The 23,186-nt window shown below is 30.2% G+C and carries 20 protein-coding genes; 5 read left to right on the forward strand and 15 right to left on the reverse strand.

Going from position 1 to position 23,186, the window contains the following annotated elements:
- Positions 1-14 precede the first annotated feature (14 nt).
- From QBK95_RS09470 to QBK95_RS09485, 4 genes are all read right to left on the reverse strand, one after another.
- The gene (locus QBK95_RS09470) at positions 15-518 is read right to left on the reverse strand and encodes a M23 family metallopeptidase (protein ID WP_280932981.1); all 504 of its coding nucleotides are present in this window, start codon (positions 516-518) and stop codon (positions 15-17) included.
- A gap of 53 nt (positions 519-571) precedes the next feature.
- The gene (locus tag QBK95_RS09475) at positions 572-2,560 is read right to left on the reverse strand and encodes a TraM recognition domain-containing protein (RefSeq protein WP_280932982.1); all 1,989 of its coding nucleotides are present in this window, start codon (positions 2,558-2,560) and stop codon (positions 572-574) included.
- A 257-nt stretch (positions 2,561-2,817) separates the two neighbouring features.
- Positions 2,818-3,564 carry a LytR/AlgR family response regulator transcription factor gene (locus QBK95_RS09480; protein WP_280932984.1) on the reverse strand — a complete coding sequence of 249 codons (747 nt, stop codon included), beginning with the start codon at positions 3,562-3,564 and terminating at the stop codon, positions 2,818-2,820.
- 60 nt (positions 3,565-3,624) lie between these two features.
- Entirely contained in the window at positions 3,625-5,853 is a 2,229-nt protein-coding gene (locus QBK95_RS09485; RefSeq protein ID WP_280932986.1) for a tetratricopeptide repeat-containing sensor histidine kinase, read from the reverse strand.
- 611 nt (positions 5,854-6,464) lie between these two features.
- Between QBK95_RS09485 and QBK95_RS09490 the strand changes: the two genes are divergently transcribed.
- Entirely contained in the window at positions 6,465-9,401 is a 2,937-nt protein-coding gene (locus tag QBK95_RS09490; protein ID WP_280932988.1) for an ATP-binding protein, read from the forward strand.
- Here the strand turns inward: QBK95_RS09490 and QBK95_RS09495 are convergent.
- From QBK95_RS09495 to QBK95_RS09505, 3 genes are all read right to left on the reverse strand, one after another.
- Entirely contained in the window at positions 9,398-9,817 is a 420-nt protein-coding gene (locus tag QBK95_RS09495) for a hypothetical protein (RefSeq protein WP_280932989.1), read from the reverse strand. The two genes, QBK95_RS09490 and QBK95_RS09495, sit on opposite strands and share 4 nt — an antisense overlap.
- Positions 9,818-9,887: 70 nt before the next feature.
- Positions 9,888-10,694: a hypothetical protein gene (locus QBK95_RS09500; protein WP_280932991.1), complete on the reverse strand. Its 807-nt coding sequence runs from the start codon at positions 10,692-10,694 to the stop codon at positions 9,888-9,890.
- Between the two features lie 30 nt (positions 10,695-10,724).
- Positions 10,725-11,078 carry a hypothetical protein gene (locus tag QBK95_RS09505; RefSeq protein WP_280932993.1) on the reverse strand — a complete coding sequence of 118 codons (354 nt, stop codon included), beginning with the start codon at positions 11,076-11,078 and terminating at the stop codon, positions 10,725-10,727.
- A 251-nt stretch (positions 11,079-11,329) separates the two neighbouring features.
- Between QBK95_RS09505 and QBK95_RS09510 the strand changes: the two genes are divergently transcribed.
- Together QBK95_RS09510 and QBK95_RS09515 are read left to right on the forward strand one after the other, a co-directional pair.
- The gene (locus QBK95_RS09510) at positions 11,330-12,133 is read left to right on the forward strand and encodes a hypothetical protein (RefSeq protein WP_280932995.1); all 804 of its coding nucleotides are present in this window, start codon (positions 11,330-11,332) and stop codon (positions 12,131-12,133) included.
- A gap of 39 nt (positions 12,134-12,172) precedes the next feature.
- The gene (locus tag QBK95_RS09515) at positions 12,173-12,832 is read left to right on the forward strand and encodes an alpha/beta hydrolase (protein ID WP_280932997.1); all 660 of its coding nucleotides are present in this window, start codon (positions 12,173-12,175) and stop codon (positions 12,830-12,832) included.
- A gap of 62 nt (positions 12,833-12,894) precedes the next feature.
- On the opposite strand, the gene QBK95_RS09520 is transcribed toward QBK95_RS09515, so the two are convergent.
- The 3 genes from QBK95_RS09520 to QBK95_RS09530 all read right to left on the reverse strand — a co-directional run bounded on the left by QBK95_RS09520 (position 12,895) and on the right by QBK95_RS09530 (position 15,364).
- Positions 12,895-13,485 carry a YdeI/OmpD-associated family protein gene (locus tag QBK95_RS09520; protein ID WP_280932999.1) on the reverse strand — a complete coding sequence of 197 codons (591 nt, stop codon included), beginning with the start codon at positions 13,483-13,485 and terminating at the stop codon, positions 12,895-12,897.
- A 79-nt stretch (positions 13,486-13,564) separates the two neighbouring features.
- Entirely contained in the window at positions 13,565-14,812 is a 1,248-nt protein-coding gene (locus QBK95_RS09525; RefSeq protein ID WP_280933001.1) for a hypothetical protein, read from the reverse strand.
- Positions 14,813-14,932: 120 nt separating this feature from the next.
- Positions 14,933-15,364 carry an SRPBCC family protein gene (locus tag QBK95_RS09530; protein ID WP_280933003.1) on the reverse strand — a complete coding sequence of 144 codons (432 nt, stop codon included), beginning with the start codon at positions 15,362-15,364 and terminating at the stop codon, positions 14,933-14,935.
- A gap of 114 nt (positions 15,365-15,478) precedes the next feature.
- Between QBK95_RS09530 and QBK95_RS09535 the strand changes: the two genes are divergently transcribed.
- Complete coding sequence (locus tag QBK95_RS09535) at positions 15,479-16,021, forward strand: hypothetical protein (RefSeq protein WP_280933005.1); 543 nt, start codon at positions 15,479-15,481, stop codon at positions 16,019-16,021.
- A 55-nt stretch (positions 16,022-16,076) separates the two neighbouring features.
- Here the strand turns inward: QBK95_RS09535 and QBK95_RS09540 are convergent, their stop codons facing one another.
- From QBK95_RS09540 to QBK95_RS09560, 5 genes are all read right to left on the reverse strand, one after another.
- The gene (locus QBK95_RS09540; RefSeq protein ID WP_280933007.1) at positions 16,077-17,000 is read right to left on the reverse strand and encodes an AraC family transcriptional regulator; all 924 of its coding nucleotides are present in this window, start codon (positions 16,998-17,000) and stop codon (positions 16,077-16,079) included.
- 25 nt (positions 17,001-17,025) lie between these two features.
- Positions 17,026-17,472, reverse strand: a complete 447-nt coding sequence (locus QBK95_RS09545) for a GNAT family N-acetyltransferase (protein ID WP_280933009.1) — start codon at positions 17,470-17,472, stop codon at positions 17,026-17,028.
- A gap of 80 nt (positions 17,473-17,552) precedes the next feature.
- Positions 17,553-19,958: a glycoside hydrolase family 31 protein gene (locus QBK95_RS09550; protein ID WP_280933012.1), complete on the reverse strand. Its 2,406-nt coding sequence runs from the start codon at positions 19,956-19,958 to the stop codon at positions 17,553-17,555.
- Between the two features lie 258 nt (positions 19,959-20,216).
- Positions 20,217-20,672 carry a hypothetical protein gene (locus QBK95_RS09555; protein WP_280933014.1) on the reverse strand — a complete coding sequence of 152 codons (456 nt, stop codon included), beginning with the start codon at positions 20,670-20,672 and terminating at the stop codon, positions 20,217-20,219.
- A 64-nt stretch (positions 20,673-20,736) separates the two neighbouring features.
- Positions 20,737-21,498 (reverse strand): MBL fold metallo-hydrolase, encoded by a 762-nt coding sequence (locus QBK95_RS09560; RefSeq protein WP_280933016.1) that lies wholly within the window; start codon positions 21,496-21,498, stop codon positions 20,737-20,739.
- A 173-nt stretch (positions 21,499-21,671) separates the two neighbouring features.
- On the opposite strand from QBK95_RS09560, the gene QBK95_RS09565 reads away from it, so the two are divergent.
- Positions 21,672-23,117, forward strand: a complete 1,446-nt coding sequence (locus QBK95_RS09565) for a TonB-dependent receptor (protein WP_280933018.1) — start codon at positions 21,672-21,674, stop codon at positions 23,115-23,117.
- The last annotated feature ends 69 nt before the right edge of the window (positions 23,118-23,186 follow it).

A 23,186-nucleotide genomic window follows, 5' to 3' on the forward strand; every position in this document is an offset into this window, starting at 1 on the left:
TTTAAAATGATATATTATTTTTTTGCAACTCTATTTCTCTTTAGAATCAGTTTCCAAAATACCATTGGATCAATGTTTACATTATCTAATAGTATTTCGTAGTGAAGGTGAGGTCCTGTTGCCATTCCTGTATCACCTACAAAACCTATAACATCTCCAAATTTGACCTTTTGTCCCTCTTTTACGCTTTTATTAGTAAGATGGGCGTATAGAGTTTTTATCTTACTTCTATGTTTAATAATTACTCTATTGCCATAACCTGGATGATAATCTACTTTCTCGACGACACCATTTGCGGTTGCTTTTACAGGTTTGCCCTTTAAGGCCGCCAGATCAATTCCATCATGTTTTTTTATCTCATTAAGAATTGGATGTTTTCTATATCCATAATTAGAGGTAATCCCTAAAAAATCTTCTAATGAAAGTGGAAGAGAAATAGGAAACTCCTCTTCTAACTTTAAAGAATCTTTACTTTTGTTTTGCCCTAAAACAGTAGTTGATATTAACAATAATAGCATTGTCAACAATTTTGTGAGCTTTATTATTTTTACACAATTCAGAACTTCCATTATTAAGCATTTTGATTTCCAGTTGACTCAGTTTCTTCTAATTCAGAAACAGTATTATCAAATTCTTCTTCTAAATTTTCTTTATTATGAATCTCATATAATTCATTTGCAATCAATATATCTATCTCCTGTACAATTCGGTTAAAGTTTCCATTGACTAAATCATCCAGGTTTTCTGCATCTATAGTATCTGGGATTGGTTTTTTAATTTGATCATTTCGTTGATCTACTTTAATTTTTCCTCTAAAAATCTTTCTACCGATCTCTTCTCCAAAATTATCAGATACCACTCCTACAAATTCTCCTTGTGAAAGTTGAGATATGGTAGCTACTGGAATTACATATTCCAGGCTTTCATTAATAGAATATGAGGTAGAACTAGTATCAACAGAAATGTTTTTGAGTTTTTGCTTTTTCTTACCGAAAATCTCTTGAAGTTTGTTTGCAGTACTACTTCTTACAGAACCACTAAAAATATTACCAACTATATTAAATATTGTTTCTGCTATTTTATCTCCATAATCCCTCTTTAATTGTTCTAAATCTTGCATTCCTATTGTCGTAGATATCTTATTTGATCTGGCAGTAGCTATAAGATTATCTAATCCCATAAAATACATGGTTGGTAACTCATCAATAATTACCGAACAGGGTTGTTTGTTTTGTTTATTAATCTCTTTTAAAACCTGAGTTGAGATTAACCCTAATGCTGGAGAGTTGGTAGTTTGGGTTGATGGGGAATTAGCTAATATAAGAATGCTTGGCTCCTCTGGGCTATTGATAGCCAATGGTACATTCAGTTCGGGATATACATTATTCCCCATCACCCAAAACAGTTCTTTTGTGGCTAGTTGTGATAATGGTATTCTGGCTGATGCTGTTTGCCCTGATAATTGTTCAAACGCTTCTTTTTCTAAAGCATCTGCAAATGGAGTCATAAAAAACTTAAGTTCTGGATAGTTGACAAAAATTTTAAAAACCTTTTCGTCTGGACATGAAGCTAATGCAATTGCATGTGGTAATGTACAGTATTTACCGTTTTCATAAATCTTTAGAAAGTAGATGCATGATGCAAAATAAGAAATTGCAGATTGCGCAAAAAAATCCTTTTTAGTGATCCACTCTTTGTTAAGATTATACAATACAGTTTGAGAAGCTTCTATAGCGTCTGCTGCTTTTCTGATTAAATCAGGGCTTAGTGGATTTACAAAATTAGATTGTGCTAAATCATCTAAAGAAATCACCGAAAATTTTGGCTCTATTTTATAATTTTTCTTATAATATTCTAAGAATGCGTATGTTTCTTTTGCTAATGATGGGTATTTAAAATCATATACCAACATCGTAAACTTTTTCTTAATATGCTGTCTGATATACTCTTCTATCACAGAATATGATTTACCAGAACCTGGAGTTCCAAGAACCATGGTAGCTCTAAAAGGATTCACTACATTAATAGTACCTTTATCTGTCTTGAAGTTTACAGAATATGGATTTTCCTTGACTCCTTTTTCTTGTTTAAAATTCTGATTTTTTTCGTTGAATTCATCTTTATGTCCAAAGAATTCAAAGTGTCTTCTAATATTCATAAAGCTCCATATAAAAAGGATAAAAAACACTACGGTAATCGATATATACGCGTATACATTTACCTTAATAAGTGAGGAAGAGACAAAGATCAAAAATGATAATACAGCTATTACTATATACATAATTGATCTATTTCCTTCTTCTGGTCTCTTTTTTACTTTAAATCCAAAAGATGAAAACATAAATACCGATATCGATATGACTCTAACTAAGAAAGAGTTTTTTATTAGAGGTAATTTGTTTGCAATATTCACTAAACCCTTGGTAAAAGTAGTATTGGTAAATCCATCTTTGGATAATTGATTATAATAAGAAATATAGATATCAGAAATAATGAGGCTCGTACACATTAAAAATGCTACAACTACTAAAAGATCTATAGAAAACTTACTGTCTTTCATATCATTAAACATTAATATTTTAGATACATAAAATAGTTACCTATACTGTATCGTTTCTCTAAGATAGAAATGAATCAAGCTATTCTTATGCGCAAAGTAATAAGTGATCGATGTAAGTAATAAGTGGATTTTTGCAAAATCATAACATGTTTATGATAACATAAGCTCTTAATCTTTATACAAAAAAAGAACCCGTTTGCAATACAACAATACGAGTTCTTTTAAAATAAAAAACATAATAAATACTAAACCAGTTTCTACTTTATACCAAGATATTGGTAGAAAGAATCAACCTTCCGTTTAGAAATCGGTAAATATTGATGATTAGATGTTTCTAAATAATTACCATCTTTTTTGTGCACATTAAGTGCGCAATCCATATTAACTAGATACGAATGATGAATTCTAAAAAAATTATTATTAACCAAGGATTTTTCATATTCACCTAAATTCTTGCTAGCGATAGTAGTTGTATTATTTTTTGTATGAAACATCGTATATCTGCCTTCAGATTGTAAATAAATAATTTCATTTACAGGAATTATTTTAACGTCTGTTGTCGACGGTATAGCAATCATTTTTAGTGGATCTTTATCATCAAACTTTTGATTGTGTAGAGAAGCCATTCTTTTGATTTCTATATTTTTTTTAGCCTTTTCTACGGCTTGTATTACATCCTCTAACACCATAGGTTTTAAGACATAATCCGTAGCCACATGCTTAAACGCTTCAATAGCATATTTTTGATGAGAAGTTGTAATAACTAGCTCTTTATCATCAATATAAGATACTGTCTTAAGCCATTCAAAAGCGCAATCCTTTCCTAAATTAATATCCAGAAAAATAATATCAAATTCCTTTTCTTTTAAGCATGAATTAGCTTCACTCACACTATTTGCAAAACTACAAACGTTTACGTAGGGACAATTTCTCTTTAAGATTTGAGTAAGTAATTCTACATGATACGGTTCATCTTCGATGATAATTGCATTAAATTCATTCATAATCACTTTATTAAGGTTATTGTGTGTGTATGTATATGTGTATGTGTGTCTTCTTTTATATTATTTATCAATAATAAAAACTGAAAAAGATGTTCCAATACCTTCTTCACTTTTAACCTCCAAATATCCGTTATGATATGTCAACAGTTCTTTACAAAGAATAAGTCCTAATCCAGAACCGCACTCATCATTGGTTCCTTTTTTAGAATGTACTTTATCTATTTTTAATAGGTTTTCAACTTCATCCGCATTCATTCCAATTCCATTATCCTTTACTTCTATGCATATCATATTATTTACGCTCTTTGCGTGAACCTCAACATATCCTCCTATTCTTGTAAACTTTATGGCGTTATTGACAAGATTAGACAATACAGTTTCTAATATATTAGGGTCTACATTTGCTTTAAAGCTTTCTTTGATATTTGCTTGAATTTTGATCTTTTTTTGAACGATTAAGTCCTCATAATTATCGATCACTTTATCCACAATTTCTTTAATCCCTGTTATTTTTCGAGATACCGTTATCCCTCTTTGATTTGTGGCTGCCCAGGAAAGAAGTTTTTCTGTTAGGTGGAAATTTTTATAGGCTGAAGTTCTTATCCATGCTATATATTTTTTGACATCTTTTTTATCCAATTCATCTATGGAACAAAATAAAAGATCACAGAAACCTAAAATAACATTAAAGGGTGCTTTTAAATCATGAGAAATGATAGAGAAAAACTTTTGTAGTGCTCCATTTATCTCATTAAGCTCTTGATTTAAAGCGTTTTGATTTTTAAGAGATAATGATATTTCATCTCTTTGTCTATTAATTATTATATTTCGTTTAGTAAGTTCTTCTGTTAATTTTTTGTTTTGCCAAAATCTATACAGAAAATATGTGCTAAACGATATAAAAGCAAGAACTAAGAATATAAGAAAAGAATTTGCGATTTTTTCTCTACTAATTGTTAACAGTTCGATTTCATTATCTTTTAAAAGAATATCAATTTCTCGTTGTTTCTGTTGTTGTCTATACTTACTTTCTAATTTTGCTATTTTGCCAGATGCTCGAACATCACGAATACTATCTTCATATTTACCTCTCTCTACAAAATAGAAATTAGATGTCGCATATTTTTTAAGTAATTTATTTACTTTGTATGCATGAGTTCTACTATTTTTTTTGATTAATAAGGACGAGCTGCTGTCTGCGTATTTTAATGTTTTATCTAGATAAAATAATGCATTTTTTTTATCTCCTAATCCAGCGTAACAAGTAGATAGATTGCCATATAATCTAGAGTTTGCAAAAACAAATGGTACACCTTTGTTTTCGAAATCTAAAGCAGCTTCTAGATATCCTAAAGCATTTCTATATTCATGTTTTAGTAGATAAACTTTACCTATACTATTATATGTACCTGGAATATATTTTTGTAGATCTTGGTTATCAACAAAGTTTAAACCTTTTTTAAACCAAAACAATGAACTATCCAATTTACTTTCTACTCTATACACATGACCGAGATTAGTATGTAATCTCCATAAATGTATGTTGCGTTTTTTGGCATTAATTTTATCTACTTTTTGATGTTCATACTCTTTTAGTAGTGCTCTATTAAAATTAACAGCTTTGTTATACTGTCTATTAGCAAAATAGATTTCTCCTATTTTTAATTTAATATCAAAAACACTTTCAGTATCATTTCTTTTTTCATAATAATCTAATAATTCAATACAATACTCAAAGACTTCTTCATCATCACCTAATGCGACTAATAGAGAAACATAATTTCTATAAATCTCGGCCGTAATTTCATTCACTGAATTATCCTGAAAATGGTGAAATGATTTTTTAAAGAAAAGTTGAGATTGTTCATACCGATCTAATAAAAAATAAATGCTTCCCAACATGCCATTACATATCCCTAGTTCATATAATTCTCCTTTAACCATATGATACTTAGCCGCATTTGTATAAAGAACAATAGCTTCTTCTAAAAAATACTGATTGTCTACATATAGTTTACCTAACTTTTTAAATAGCTTATGTTTTATTTCTTTATTTTCAATTTGCTGTATGGCGTCAACAAGTTTTGCCGCATATAATTCAGTCGTTTTCTGATTGGTAGTAGAATTTTTGTTAATCAGTTCGAATAGCTCTGTAATATGTTCGTTCCGTATTTCGGTATGTGGAACAATATCCATATTTATAGCAAAAGAAAAAGGCTTTACTTTTGTATAAAACAATATAGTATTAATAAGTACTATAGTAAAAAAAACGATTCTCATTCTAACCATAATCACACATTTATAAAAACAAATCACAGCAAACTAAAAAGTGTTTGCCTTTTATTTTTAACATTAAAATCTTTTGGTTGGTTAATATTTTATATAATGTTCAAAATGGTATTGACACTTATAAAATGTATGTTTCTACATCTTATTAAGTTTTTATTTAAACACGTTATATTTTGGTTAGTATCATTAAGTAGTGTTTAAAATAAATATCAATATCAAGATGAATTTTACAATATCATACGATATATATCATGGTAGATTCTATCACTTTTATTCAATAGTTTAAGTACTATAATCATCCCATAAAAAATACGTCCTTTACAAATGTTTAGTTTATTTTTTCCCCGACAAAGTCAAAAAAGGACATTTATAGTTCTAAGTAGGACATTAACTGTCAAAAAGAGTCATCTAATGTCAAAACAGGACGTTTTAGGTCACATTATGTTTCATGATCTGTCATTTATGTGAGATCAGGTAGATCAGATACTATAACTATAAAAGTAGGGTTACTAAATGAGTTAAATTTTTAACAAAAAAACATTTGTGGTTAGGTCTGTACTTGTTAATTTAGTGTTAAAACCTCTCTGTCTACTCTTGAACCTTAAATAAGTATGATAAAACAATTACTACTCCTCATAATTCCCTTTATCTTTTTATTATTTTCTATAGATGTTAGTTCTCAAGAAAATACAAAAAATCAATATGTAAAAAGGATTCTGGATACCATTCATCAGAATCTTACCAAAATAAACTTTGATAATGTTTATAATAACAGTCAAGAAAAAATTGATAGTTTACATCAAGCTCTAAAAACAACTAATATCCTAACCGAAAAAGCTATTGTTTACAACCAATTAGCTAGCATACAACGTGATAACATGGATAGCTTAGGTTACTATGCACATAAAGCTAATGAGTTACTAATGCCTTCTAAGGATATGTATAGTGAGGAAGAGTATATTCTTTCTTTGTATTTATTGAGTGAGCATGCAAGACGTTCTGGATTTTTATCAAAAGCCTTAAGTATTGGTTATAAGGCTATGGAAATCATTGAAAAATCAAAAGACAAAAAGAAATTATTTCCTTTAAGAAGTAAATTAACCAGAAGTATATCGATCACACACTCTAGAAGTGGCGATTTAGAGCTCTCTATTGAGTATTATTATAAACTCTTACACCTTTTACAGGCCGATAACATACATCCAAGTCAGATAAGTTCATATATCTATTTTAATTTAGCAGGAGAATACCTAGAAACGGAGCAGATCGATTCTACCATAACCTACATTAATAAAGGTATTAATCACGCTATCATTAATAATGAAGAGAATATCATTGTAGAAAGTATCGATTTACTAATACATACATTGATAGAAACCGAGATGTATGAAAAAGCTGAGCGTTATTTAGAAATTTTTATAAGATTATGTAAAAACACAAATAATGAACAAGTACTTCCTTATTATTATGAAGCTTATGCATATTTATCAGAAGAACTCAATAAATCTGATCAAGTACTGAAATACGCTGAACTAGCATATATAGAAGCATGTAAGAGAAATAATTTTTCTCACAAAATCCAGTTAGGAAAAAATTTAGCAGAAGTTTACACTAATAAAAATCTATCTACAAAGGCGTATAAATTATTGAAGGAGATGGATTCACTAGAGACTTCAGTGATTAACGATAAAGAAAAAAACAGACTTCACTTAGAAGAATTACAGTATCGAGATACTGTATTGGCCATAGAGAAACAAGAGAAAAAAATACAGCAACAAGCTAATAAGCAAAAAGCTAATAAGCAAAAAGAAGTTATCATTTTATTTGTTAGCGCCCTATTTGTTTTTGCGGTAATTACTTCTATAGTTCTTTTTCGTGGGCAAGAGAAAAAGAAGAAGCTTGCACAATCATTACTAAAACAAAAGCAGGAACTCGAAAAGCTTGATCAAATAAAATCTCACTTCTTTTCTAATATCTCGCATGAATTGCGAACCCCGCTTACACTAATAAGTAGTCCTATAGAAACGTTATTAGACTATAGTAAAAAAGAAAGTTCGAACTCTTACATTATTTCTAATCTAACGCTTATACAACGAAATGCAAAAAGCCTTAAAAGTTTGGTAAATGATATTTTAGATTTGTCAAAACTAGAATCTAATAAACTAGAATTACAAGAAGAAAATGTTGCGATCTCGCCTTTACTTAAACGAATCTCTTCTGGTTTTGATTCTCTAGCCAAGCACAATAATATTCAATACATTACATCTTTTGAAAATTTACCAAACCAATGGGTATCTCTTGATATTGGTAAAGTAGAAAAAGTACTTAATAATTTATTATCAAATGCAATAAAAAACACTCAGACAGAAGGCAAAGTAACACTAACAGCTTCAAGGAAAAAAGATATTTTAAGTATTGAAGTAACCGATACTGGACAAGGTATATCTAAAGAGGATTTACCTAATATTTTTGATCGTTTTTTTCAAAGTAAACAACCCAATATTTCTACACAAAGTGGTACAGGTATCGGTTTGGCATTAGCAAAAGAACTTACACATTTAATGTCTGGCAATATCACTGTAAAAAGTGAATTAGGAGTAGGTAGCACTTTTTCTGTTTCATTACCATTCAGACAGGTATCATCTCCTGTAGCGATTAAAAATTTCACAGAAGAAGTTATTACAAAAGAAGAAGTCCAGGTTAACTTAGATCATCTAGTCTTACACAATGACACACAAATCAAAAAACAACATACTATTTTGATTGTAGAGGATAATCATGATATGCAACAGTTTATTGCTAGTTTACTACATAATCAATATCACGTTTTTTTAGCCAATAACGGTAAAGAAGCGCTCGAAATACTTACACAACAGAACATCAATCTTATAATATCTGATGTCATGATGCCCGAAATGGATGGGTATACACTTTTAGAAAAGGTTAAAACCAATGATTCTTATAGACATATTTCGATAATCATGCTAACAGCATTGGGTAGTGATACCAATAAATTAAAAGCGCTTATATTAGGTGTAGATGATTATCTACTTAAACCTTTTTCACCAAAAGAATTATTAGCTCGTTGCCATAATTTATTAGAATATTCTACGGAACGAGGACTTATAGAAAATGAGGATATTCAGAATAGTAAAATAACATCAATACAGGCTGATACATCAATTGATACTATAGAACCTGTACACACCATCCAAATCAGTCGATCAGAAATAGACTGGATAGAAGATGTTGAAGAAGTTATTAGAAAAGAACTTGAAAACAATGATTTTTTATTAAAAAATCTAGCAGAACATTTTAATTTAAGTAAACGACAATTTCAGAGAAAAATAAAAAAGATAACTGGGCTTACTCCGAAAAAGTATAGACAAGAGATCGCGCTTCAGAAAGCCAGAGAATTATTAGAAAATGGAAGTTATGAAAACACTACGGCTATTGCTTATTCAATAGGTATGAATCATGTAACCCGCTTTTCAAAGTTATATGAAGCTAGGTTTGGAAAGAAACCTAGTGAGTATTTTTATTATTAAAAATAATATCTGTTATCTACTTTGACCAGTTGTCGTTTGCCTCTCGTTTTCCAATATATTAAACCACTAATTAACCCTACCACAAACCCTATAGGTCCAGCAATAAAAACTCCTATCAAAGGACCTTGATGCGACGTTGGTGTAATAATCACAGGAACAAAATAATCTAAGAAAAAAACAATGGGCCCTACAATAAAACCTCCAACTACAATATGGGTTGCTAAGTCATTAGAAATATGAATAGTCTTCTTATATACCAACATCATACTAAGTATTGCTAATAGTATGGATATCGACTGAGAGACAATCAATGTAATTAAAGTTTCTGGTGTTATATATGTCATCACTACATAGGTAAATAGGTATATGGTTATAAAGACAAATATTGCTAAACAAGTTCGTAATAAGATGCTCATAGGTTATTTAATGTAAAGCTGTTTACTTTATAATAGAATGATGTACCTGTTGGTATAAGAATCATTGTTATTATTCTTTTTTTAATATCTCAGTGTTCTGATCTGCTATACTCTTAATGCTAAGTTTAACTCCAAATCCTTCTAGTTCAGCTTGTACATTTATTTCCATTTCTGAATAGAGTTTAGTAAAAAAGTTCTTTTCTATATCATACTTCATTGTTCCCTTGCCCCTTCCTACCAAGCTTTTACGATAATCCTTAGTTTTTGATCGTATTCGATGATAAAGATTAAAATATCCTATTCCATTTTCTATTTTTTCTAAGGTATAAATAGACTCTACTTCTATTTTAATTGGCAGATATACTGGCATTTTCATAGGAGTTCTATTTTCAAAACTTTCTCCAATTTTAATTTTTCTTTCAGGATATTTAATTTGATTCAACATCGTTTCCATAGTAGCGCGCACCATTTCTTTTGTATCTGTAGTCATTTTATCAGAGATAATTGAATCAATCTTAGTTACTCCACCTTCTGATTTACCATAAAACTTTGAATCCTTTTTTAAAACCGAATGATTTGATTCTAAAAACTCTATATGAATCGGAAATGAATTTCTAAAGGTGCTACCAGTTCTTACAATACTCTTTAATACAATATTACTTTTAGAAGTATCAGGATTAGAAACTCCGTTTTTCTTTAAACTTTCTATGATATCCTTAGAAGCTACATAATTAATTGTATTTTCTACAATCTGATTTTGTACTTGTGTGTATATAGAATTAGGTAAAAAACCAACTTTAAAATTAATTTCCTCAGTATCATTTTTACATGAAACCGAACCTATAATTAATAACAGTAAGATGATGACTTTCTTCATTTTTAAATCTTCATAATTAATTATTAGTTTCTATTCAACGATAAAAAGTTTATAAAACTCATTATAACCAAATTCAATATTGCTCTCATCTTCAAAGAAATCAACTCTTAATTCTTCTGTTCCAAAATTAAATTGCTGATTCACTTCAAGATCCTCTTGTTTTAACTTGAAAAATCTGTCTTTTAAAAAATCCCATCTACTTACAAAATAATGAAAATGCGCATCTGATCCTTTATAATAATATCCTACAAAATTGGACGAAGAGTTTATAATAAAAGCATCTTCGGCTATGTCAATATCAAAATTTGAAACTTCAACGGTATTACATGAGAAAAGTATAACTCCAAAAAACATATGTGCGTTTTCCTTTAACGTCTTCATCATATCTAATACAATTTATTTACATTTTAGTTTCAAAAAATAAATGATAACAAAAACCTATTGAAGAAAATTTTACCCCTATTTTTACTCTAAATTACTACCTAAAAGGGGTATTAACTAGTATAAAGTAATAAGTGGTTCAGATTAAATAATAAGTGGTAAAACACAAGCATACACGCTTATAGCTAATTTTTTGAAGTAGATCAATCAATATTTTTAATTTAAAAAAGTTATATCTAAAGAATTTCACTTTTATGAAAAAAGTCTTTAAAATAATTCTTAAAATATTAATCCTCATTTTATTAACGCTACTTACTCAAATCGGAGGAATTATTTATTTAGTTTCTGAAATTATTATTTATAAAAAAACGAAACATCATCGTTTGAGAAAATCAGGCGTTTTTATAATATTATATTTTGGAATTACATTTTTACTAATTCCCATTGTTGCTCCAATTTTTGGGAGAGAAAAAATCAAAAACAATGATTTCATAGCAGCACAAACTATTTTTACAACTGTTTGTAATAGAAATTATGTTACTCCACAATTAAATAAGGCATTACAGAATATTGCCAAGACACTTAATAATAAGCACCAGGGAATCAAACTAATATATCTGGATGCTAATTTTCCATTTATTGATGGTTTTCCATTACTACCACATCTTAGTCATAATGATGGAAAAAAAATCGATATTTCATTTATATACGTCAATAAAGAAAGTAACATAACCAACAAAAAACCTGCTATTTTAGGGTACGGAGTATATGACGGTCCAAATTCAAATGAATATGATCAAATCAAGGTTTGTAAAGAAAAAGGATATTGGCAATATGACTTTCCAAAATACCTAACCTTAGGAATTATAAATAATGAGCTTAAGCTTTCTAAAAAAGCAACAAAAGATTTACTTTTGGCAATTGTAAAAGAAAAACAAATTAGAAAAGTATTTATCGAACCTCACTTACGAAATAGAATAGGAATACAAAGTCCAAAAATAAGATTTCATGGATGTCAGGCAGTAAGACACGACGATCATATACATTTTCAATTATAATAGGTTTTTATAAGCTATATCATATAAAAGAGTATTCAAATGGAAACGAAAACATTATCATTACATCATATCATTAAAGAGCCAACATTAAAAAAAGATAAAACTCCAGTTTTATTTATGTTTCATGGATATGGTAGTGATGAAAAAGATCTGTTTTCGTTTGCTTCAGAATTACAAGAAGAATTGTTTATAATATCTGTAAGAGCTCCTTATCCTATGCAACCTTATGGTAATGCTTGGTATGCTATTTATTTTGATGCAGCGCAAGGAAAGTTTAGTGACGATGCACAAGCAATAGAATCTCGTGATAAAATAGCATCCTTTATTGATGAGGCCTGTTCTGCTTATAATCTGGATCCCAATAATGTGACATTGCTAGGTTTTAGTCAAGGTACTATTCTTAGTTATTCGGTAGCACTCTCCTATCCCGAGAAAATAAAAAATGTTGTTGCATTAAGTGGTTATCTTAATGAAGATATTCTTAAGGAAGGATATGAACAACATAGTTTTTCTAATCTTAATGTGTATTGTTCACACGGAAGTGTAGATCAAGTAATTCCTGTTGATTGGGCACGTAAAGCTCCTGTAAAGTTTGCCGAATTAGGCATTCAAACTACTTTAAACGAATTTCCTGTTGGACATGGTGTTGCTCCTCAAAATTTTTATCAATTTAAAGAGTGGCTGGATAAGTATATATAGTTTATGATTTATAACGAATTATACACCTAGTCTTTTTATTATAGTATTTTCCAAAACAAAGACTATCTATATTTGTCGTTCAACCCAACACCATCTAATATCATAGGCGTAATCTTTGTTATTCTTGAAACTCTAGTAGCTTCTCGTTTAGCAGTCGTAATATATTCCACATATTCTTTTTGCTTAAAAGGAGTAAGTTTACTGAATGATACTTCTGCTTCTTTATTAGAAGCAAACAAGGCATCTAACTCTTTTGGTATCTCGAAGCCCTTAGATTTCTCTATTTTTATTTCCTTACCTTCTTTTTGATTCTGAATGGCTTCTTTAGTGTATTGTAATACAAGTTCTTTATCGATATCATCAAAGCCGTGAAATCTCCATTGTCTCAAACCTTTGGTCTTTCCTTCTTGAGCATTGATCAATTTTTTCTCTTTATCTTCTAAAAACACTCCTTGATAAAACCAGATTCCTACATAAGATTTAAAAGCTCCTAACCCTATCACATTTTTACCATCTATTGTATACACAGGAATTCCCCATTTTATAGTTTCTTTCATTTCTGTAGAAGACATAATAGCTCTTAGTAACTCTAAACTTTCTTTCCATTCAGTTTTCTTTGAAATAAACTCTTCTACCGATTTGTTTTTTTCCATACTACTAAAGTTTATAATGTTGTACCTAATACACTAAAATATAAAAACCAGTTGAAAACTCTATGACTGTGCCAATCTATTAGTGATTAAAAGGATGTTCGTTCACCCAATGAAAATCTCGATTAGTTAACCTAAAGTCAGTTTCTGATTTTCGTTTAAAATGTATAAATAACGAATCACCATCTAACTTACCTCTTAATTGCAGTAATTCCTTACCATTAAAATAATATGAAAAATGCTGTGGGATACAAGCTGTAGATTCTTTAAAAGCTATTTCCTGAGAATTCGTATTTGTTTCAAAAGTGTACCTATCAATAGAATCATTCATTTTTTTTACAATAGCTTGTTTTTTCTGATCAATAATTAAGTATCTCCATTGAGATTGATCTGTAAGCAATGGTTGTAAGGTATCTCTGTTCTTTATAAATAAATGTGATTCCCATATCCCGTAAAACTCTGATCTTTCTTTAGTTTGTTCCCTTATATCAAACTGTATTATAGCCTGAAAAGCGCAAATTCCGAAAACAACAATCACTATAAGTTTTTTTCCAATCATTTTTACTTTTCTATATCCTGGATTCTTAATCAACACATAGTGATCAACTTTTTCAGCAACTTTATTTTTAAAGAAAACATTTATTAAACGATTCCTATCGACCCATATTAATATTAAAGCTACTAATAGTAGATGAAAGGAAAATTGCTTTACTGGAACATCATAAGTAAAATTAATCATTACTACATTAGTCATTACACCTAGAATAATAAGACTTCCTAATGTAACTGTCTTTCTAAAGAGTAATAGTACTCCTCCTAACAATTCAGCAAAACCAGTAAAAAAACTATAGGCAAAAGAGTGTCCCATAAAAGTCCAGGCCAAACCCATTGGAGACATTTCACCTACTTCTTGTAGCAATAGTTCAAGGCTAGGATCGCCAAATTGTGCTTTAAATACTTTTGCAAAACCATAAAGAAGCATTGCTAAAAACAAGGCCGTTTTTAATATCGCTTGAAACCAATGCCATAGTATTGTATAAGAAGTTCTTTTGCGGTCTAAAGCAGTCCAGATTAGCACAACAAATATAGTTAGTACAACATTAAACCCTAACCTAACGAAATCAAAAGTTCTATCTCCACTTCCTGTACTTTTCATATCAAAATCTGCACCCCAATGCAATATATATTCTGCAAACCATCGTAATGGAGTTTCCAGAAAAAGAGATGTAAATAAAAGAAGAATATATAAAATTAAATATGTAAAGATAGCTCTGAAACCAAGCTTATGTAATCGACTCCAGTTTTCTTTGGATTCTTGTGAATGTACCATATTAATTAAGTTAGATACTTGTTAGAAGCATAGAATTCTAATTCGTTACAACTTATTTTAATAACAGTAATGAAAACTTATAAGGGAATGAAACCAAAATACTTATTATTCTTGTTTTGTCTATTCTAAATACTTTTTCAATCTTTCTTTTATAAAATAATCCCATCCTCCTTGGCAACTTTCCCTTGTAAACTCAGGAACATCTGAAGGGAAATCTTCTGTAACTGTAAGTGAAAAATTAAGTTTTGTAGCACTCTTATGTTCAGATAATTCAAAAGTGACATACCCATCACCCGAAAATTCCTCATAACTCCAGGTATAACTAATTTTCTGATTTGGCACAACTTCAATAATTTCCCAGCGATGTGTATACTTTCTATCCTCGACTTGCACTAAAAATTGTGTTTTAAACCCAACTTCGGGAATGAAGTCTACAATATTATCAAAAAACCATTGCCTCATTTCTTGCACATCTGTTAATGCACTCCATACTTTATTCATAGAGGTATTAAAAATTTGCTCTACTGTAATAGGTTTGTCTGTAGTTTTCATAATTTTAATGGATTTTACAAAAGATCAACATTTTTAATATTATAAAATAATAACATAAATATATAAAAAACATCTTGGCATAAAACTTGATAAAACTGCCTTAAATATCAAACAATGAAAAATTTATTATTGATCGGATCTTTTTTAATTCTATTATCATCTTGTGTTCCAACCAAAATAGCTCCAAATATTGAAGATTATAAAGTGACGATTGGTAAAAAATTTAAAAAACAACTGCCTAAAAGGACTGCATTTATTTTTGAAGATCCTAAAAATGCCAATGAATTTTATCAATTCATCAATGCCAAATTTAAATTAAACAATGAGGATGTTCGATGGAATGTTCCTTTTACTGTAAATAATGAAGAATATTTCCTTTCGTTTTATGAAGTAGAAAGAAGTTCTAATACTATTAACCTTGCACCAATGGCAATAGATGCTATTTTAGATGTTAATGAAGGTGGTCCTGTTCTTGAAGATTTTTATACCAGTCGAAGTGGAAAATGGTACGTAGCACTTACTGTGAATGACAATGATTTTATGGATCCTCTTAAAGAGAACTATCTAAAAAGAGACGAGATTGTAATTTTTCTAAAACAACTTAAAAATGAATATTTATCTACTAGTAATTATAAAAAATATTTACTGATAGATTAATGTATTGATACTAAGATATTTTTTGAATAAATTACCTAAATATTTTTAAACCATTTTATACTATAGGTATATACAAATCAACAATGAATTTATTTTCAGGATGTTCACGAAAATCATTATGATATATCTCAAATGGGTTTTCTTCAGCTTTTTTATATCCGTTTTCGTTCATCCATACAAAAAGGCTACTCCACGATTTTTCGAAATCATTAGGAGTAATTTCAAAACGACCTACAATACTTCTTCCTTTATTAATGCTAATCGAAGTAATCTCACCTTGTTCTTTAAATGTTGCGTCGGTAAGTATACAAATACTCATACGCACCTTATCAGGAGATGTGATTTTAAAACTATCATGAAATATTCTTCCCATTTTAGTTTTTGGGTCATCTAGTATTCCCTGAGGCTTTGCCCATCTAATTAATCTATCAAAAGTATACTCTATACCATCGATTCCTATTTGTGTGATACTTGCAAAATTTAACTCTTCAATTTCTTTTACTTCAATTTTAGCGTTCATTTTAATCCAGTGTATATGATTATTAATGTTGCAAATGTATTTTTCAAAGATCAAATTCTCTTGTCCAATCTTGCTATTCGTTTTACTAATCTTGCTAAATTTTCCAGGAAGTTGTTTTCGAAACTCGGTTGGACTAACTCCATAAAAATTCTTAAACGCTCTCGTAAATGAAGAATTACTCTTAAAACCATATTGTAGCGACAATTCAGAAACGCTCACTTCTTTTTTGTGCATTAATACAGTAGCTGCCTTTTCAATTCGTCTTCTATTGATATATATATTCAAAGTTTCACCAATTATCGCTTTAAAAATTCTATGAAAATGAAAAGGAGAATATATCGCAACTTTAGCAATTGATTCTAATGACAAATCCGTATCGAGATGATCATCAATATATCTTAATGCCAAATTTATTCGACCGATATATTCTTTTTGTGTCTCATTCTCTATATACTTCATTTATTGTAACATTCTAGTGTAGGTTCTAATTACTATTCAACTGGAGCTCCATTACGTAAAGATCAAGTCCTTGACCCCAATAATCCTTTTCAGTTCTTATAAGATTATAGCCAAACTTTTCGAAAAACTTATACGCTAGTTGAGAGGTTGTTACTACAGATTTTTCTACTAATGGGTTTGATGTAAATGTTTTTAGACAATAAGCTACTGCTTTTTTCCCAAGTCCTAATCCAGTATAATTTGGATGAAAAAATATCCATGTGATTCTTCCAGATGTATCATTTTCGTCTACATAACACCCCATTCCTCCAACTATTTCACCGTCATATTCAATCGTCAAGTATGTGTCACCGTGTAACTCTAAATACGCTTCAAAATCCTGAATTTCTTTCTGATCAAAATACTTTGGTGTGTTAAGTATAAAAATATCAACTAACTGTTTTCTATCAGATAATGTATAAGGTCTTATCACTTTTACTATTTAAATTTCATTAATAGTCAGCTAATAAATATACATCATTAAATTCGTATTCTGATTCAAATAGTCATACTTTATAGAGCAATCTCTAACTTCTCAATGACTGCAGAATTCCAGTTAAAATCTATAAACAGGGTATTATTTTTTTCATTCCAAATGAAAGGTATATTTTTGGTTCCAATCATCACAGATTTTGGAACTGTTTTAATATTATGAACTATTAATGAGATATTACGACTGGATTTGGCATATTGACCTCCTGTATTAGCTCTGAAATTTATTGACAGTGTTTCTTTAGTCTTTTTACTTTCAAAGTTTAATATTTCATATCTTCCTTTCTCATAAGCATTAGGTGTTTTGCCATCATCATCATATAGTTTTCCGAAACTATTCTCAACCGACGCATCGTGATAGTAATGTAAAATCAATTCCTTAGTATTATATGCTTCTGTGCTCTGTACTGTTTCAACCATTGGTATAAACGATCCACCTTTTACAAATACAGGAATATGATCTTCTACAGTTTCTACGGTAATATATCTTCCGCCTTCATATTTTTGATTGGTGAAGAAATCATACCAATTACAACCTTTAGGAAAATATACATCTTTTGATGCTACTTCGGATTTTACTATTGGAGATACTAAAAAATTATCTCCCCATAAATAAGTATTAGAAACTGTTTGTAATTCTTTAGCATCTGGGTTTTCAAAAAACAAAGGTCGCATCAATGGAACACCAGTTTGATTATTCTCAAAAGCTATTGTATAATTATAAGGTAGCATTCGATATCGAAGCTCAATACTCTTTCTTGCTAATTCTTTAGTTTTCTGATCATGAAACACAGGTTCTGGAGCGATATGCTCTTGTGCATGCGGTCTATAGATAGGTTGAAAAACTCCATACTGTAACCAGCGTGTATATAAAGCCGCATCAAATTTATCTCCACCAGCAAATCCTCCCAAATCAGAGTGCATATATCCCAATCCTTGAATTCCCATAGAAAGTGCAATTTCTGTTTGTGGTTGTAATCCTCCCCAACTTCTACTAACATCTCCAGACCAAGGAATCATACCAAAACGTTGAGATCCCGAATATCCAGCACGCATTAAAATAAAAGGGCGTTGTTCTGGAAAATCTTTTTGATACCCTTCTTGTACTAATTTTGCCCAATCATGACCATAGATATTATGTACTTCATCCGCAGATCCAGTGGCATGTAATAAAGCTGAAGGATGTACTTCTGGTTCGCCTAGGTCTCCCCACCATCCTGCGACTCCATATTCTTTAGTATAGGTTTTATAAATATTCCAAAACCAAGCTGCACCTTTCTGATCATAAATATCTATAATTCCAGTATTACCGAAATAGAAATCAAATCTAAAAGGATTACCTAATGAATCTTTTCCAAGTACTTTTTCCGCTACTGCTTCTTCCCATTTTTTCGATGTTGATAAAATAAAAGGTTCTGTAATTAATACAGTTTTTACTCCCTGATCTCTGAAATCATTGATCATTTGCTTTGGATTAGGAAATGAATCTTTAAGAAACTCGAAGTTCCCCATATGTCCTTTCATCTCTTTTCCGAACCAATAAATATCTAAGATTACCGCATCTAAAGGAATAGAATCACTTTTAAACTTAGCAATAGTTTCTTTGGTTTCTTGTTCTGAATGATATCCAAAACGACTGGCAAAATTACCAAAAGCCCATCTTGGAGGTAACGGTTGCTTTCCTGTTAAATCAGTATATTGATCCATCAAATCTTTCCAATCATCACCTGCCACTACTTGATAGGTCTTTCTACCGTTAATCGTTTCATAGCTAAGTGTATTATCTTTTTTACTGTCAATATCCAGAAAACCTATTGGAGCATTATCAAAATGAACCGCATAAACCTTAGAAGATAAAACTAAAGGCATAGTATAATTCATTAACTCTGAACGAGTCTCATACCCATAATGTGCTCTATTATACAATTGTAATCGATTACCTCTCCTATTCATTCCTACTACTCTTGCTCCAGCACCATAAATCACTTCTTCTTTATCTAAATTAAAGTTTAAAATTTCGGTAGAATCTGTTTTTATATACCCCTCGTTTTCCGAAATCAATTTCTTCTCTTTATAAGTATAATATATCTCAAAAGGTTCTTTATTTATATGGACCTGAATACCTTCTGCTCCATATATAATAGTATTATCTGTTTCTGTTAATTTTGCTGCAATTCCTTTATTACCAAGAACCACTGCGTGAGATTCTGTATTAAAGGTCTCTCCTGTTGGAATAAAGGAAGTTTCTATAATCTTATCAGAATATAGTTTAATGATGTACTTACCATTATCTCTAGGAATTTCTATAAACCGATCTTTTTGATAACTGCTGAAATTTGCAATAAAATCGCTTGAATTATTTTTACAAGAAACTGCTGCAAATGTTAGTATTCCGAAAAGTAAAAAAGAAAAAAATCTTGACTTCATATATAATGCGTATTTCTAATATAGATAAGAACCAAATATACTCGAATCCCTTTAAAATTAGGGAATAACGGCACACAGCAATACCGAATTATTAAATCTTCAGTTAAACTTGAAATATGCAATAAGAATGACAATAGTTTACTACAACGATTTCGTAACCTAGTATAGAGGCAATTAAAGATATCCGAAATAGTTTTAAATTCGGGAATTGGGCATCTCGGATTCTACAAAAAACGCTTAAAATAAAATACTTACACCCTAATTTCTAGGATATAAAAATGATTGTTCAACTTCAAAATCTACTATTCCATCTTTTCGGACATCATAAATAATAAATAATTGTCCCCAATATACACCATCCGTAAAATCTGCTATAATCCACTTATGGTTTAGTAATCTTACTTTATTTATGGCCATATTACCTTCCATCCCTGCAAAAGGAACAATAGGGTTATCTGCTCCTGGTTTATTCTGAACAACAATCTGATCACTAATTGTAAGTTCTAATTTTTTAGCATCATATCCTTGCTCTTCAAAATAATTAATAGCTTCCTCGTCACTATCCAGTGAGAAATAAGTTAGATCCAAAACTTTATCAATCAATGAATCTTTTTCTAAATCTTTAGATTTTATTTCCTCTTCTTTCTCTTCTATTTTAGCCATTAAATTATCGATCTTACCATCATAAGATTCTTTAGCTTTTTTTGCATTCATAAATTGAAACAATATGAATAGAACTGAAAAAATAAATAGGTATAAAAATATTCTGCTTCGCATATTAAATTGTAATTTTTAAATTATCGTAGGCAATAAAAACGTTTTCTGGTAATTGTTGTTCTACTTCATCATGAAACCCTAACATATGACTTATATGAGTAAGATATGCTTTTTCGGGTTGTACTTCACGAATAAACTCTAAGGCTTCTTCTAGGTTAAAATGTGAATGATGGGGTTCAATTCTCAAAGCACTCACTACCAAAACCTTTACTTCTTTAAGTTTATTAATTTCCTCTTGTTCAATCGTTTTTACATCCGTTAAGTATGCAAAATCTTTAAACCGAAACCCAAAAACCTGCAATCGATTATGCATTAAATTTATAGGAATCACATCCAGGTTACCCAGCGTAAATGGTTGGTTAGTTAGTTCATTTTCTATAACGCTAGGTGCTCCTGGATATTTATTTTCTGATGAAAAGATATAACTAAATCTTGATCTTAAAGCTTTTAATACTCGTTGATGCGCATACACAGGAATATCTCCTTGTCTGAAGAAAAATGGTCTAATATCATCCATTCCCATAGTATGATCCGCATGTTCATGAGTAAAAACTATCCCATCAATCCACGTTACATTATTCGCCAGCATCTGTTGTCTAAAATCGGGACCACAATCAATTACATATTGATATTGATCCCACGAAATCATTACAGATACTCTTAATCTTTTATCTTTAGGGTTTTTACTTAGACATACAGGATGATCACTCCCTATTATCGGAATCCCTTGCGATGTACCTGTGCCAAGAAATGTAACCTCCATACGTATTATTGAATCAGAACAAATGTAATTATATTTTTTTTGCTCAAAAAGTAATTCATTTATGCTCTTTGTTATTTATACCAATTATAAAATGTAAAAAATTGACACTTGTTTTTTTTAATAATACTTAATGTATTAGTAACTTTACATAAACAAAAAAAGCCCATTTCGCTATGCCTATTACTATTATGGGAGACAAAGAATTCGAATCTGTCCCCTCACTTAAGAGTAAAGCCTTACGTATTAATCTAAATGCCAATATCTATGGTACTTTTGCAGAAATTGGTGCTGGTCAAGAAACAGCCCGTAATTTCTTTCGAGCAGGAGGTGCTTCTGGTACTATTGCAAAGGCTATGAGTGCCTATGACAAAGACTTTAGTGATGCAATCTATGGAATTGAGGATGATAAACGCTATGTTACAGAGGCTCGTCTAAAAAAAATGTTGAAACACGAAGTGCGTCTTATCGAAGAACGCATTACACGGGAAAAACATCCTAATAAATTGTTTTTTAGTTATGCTAATACAGTAGCTACTATTGATTTTGCTAAAAAATATAAAGGACACGGCTGGGTTGGTATCCGATATCAAACCAAACCCGATGAAGATTACAATGAAATTATACTTCATATTCGTTTTCATGAAAACGATGCCAAGTTACAGCAAATGACTTTGGGAGTATTAGGAGTTAACCTTATTTATGGAGCATACTATAAATATGATAACCCTAAAAAGTTATTGAGATATTTATATGATCATTTAGATAAAGATCAAATTGAAATTGACACCATTAATTTTTCGGGACCTCGATTTAAGAAGGTAGATAATCGATTAATGAGCTTGCAACTGGTTAAAAATGGAATGACAGAAGCTGTCATGTTTGGACCAGATGGTAATAATGTATTACCTGCAGCTGTTCTATACAAAAAGAATATTCTTGCGCTTAGAGGAAGTTTTAGACCTGTGACTAAGGTAAACATGGATATTTACAAAAAGGCGCATAATATGTTCCTTAATGAAAATAAAGTAAATAAAGATAAAACTATAGAGATTTTCGAGATTACGTTATCTAACCTTAGAGCCGAAGGAGAAATCGATGAAGAAGATTTCATGTCAAGAGCTCGTTTGTTATGTTCTCTTGGGCAAACCGTTATGATATCCAATTTCCAGGAATATTATAAAGTAGTAGAATATTTCTCTAATTATACCAAAGAGCGAATGGCATTAGCTATGGGAGTTAATAACCTGATTGACATCTTTGATGAGAAATATTATAGACACCTTAGTGGTGGGATTTTAGAAGCTTTTGGTAAGCTCTTCTTTAAAGATCTAAAAGTGTACCTATATCCCTTAAAAAATGCTAAAACTGGTACACTAACTACAAGCGAAACTCTTAAAGTACATCCAAGAATGAAAGAATTATATAAATTCTTTAAGTATAATGGTAAACTACAAGATATTGTAGATTATGATCCGTCTATTATGGATATATTCTCAAGAGAAGTACTGCAAAAGATTCAAGATGGAGAACCTGGCTGGGAAGAACAATTACCAGAACTAATTCCAGAAATGATTAAGGAAAATAATTTCTTTGGGTATAAACAAGCTGAAACAGTGTAGTGCTAGATATTAAATTTTATCCGCACACTAATATACAATCACTTATAAACTGGTGTATAGTTACCCTTT

The sequence above is a fragment of the Aquimarina mycalae genome (assembly GCF_029906345.1).
GTDB lineage: Bacteria > Bacteroidota > Bacteroidia > Flavobacteriales > Flavobacteriaceae > Aquimarina.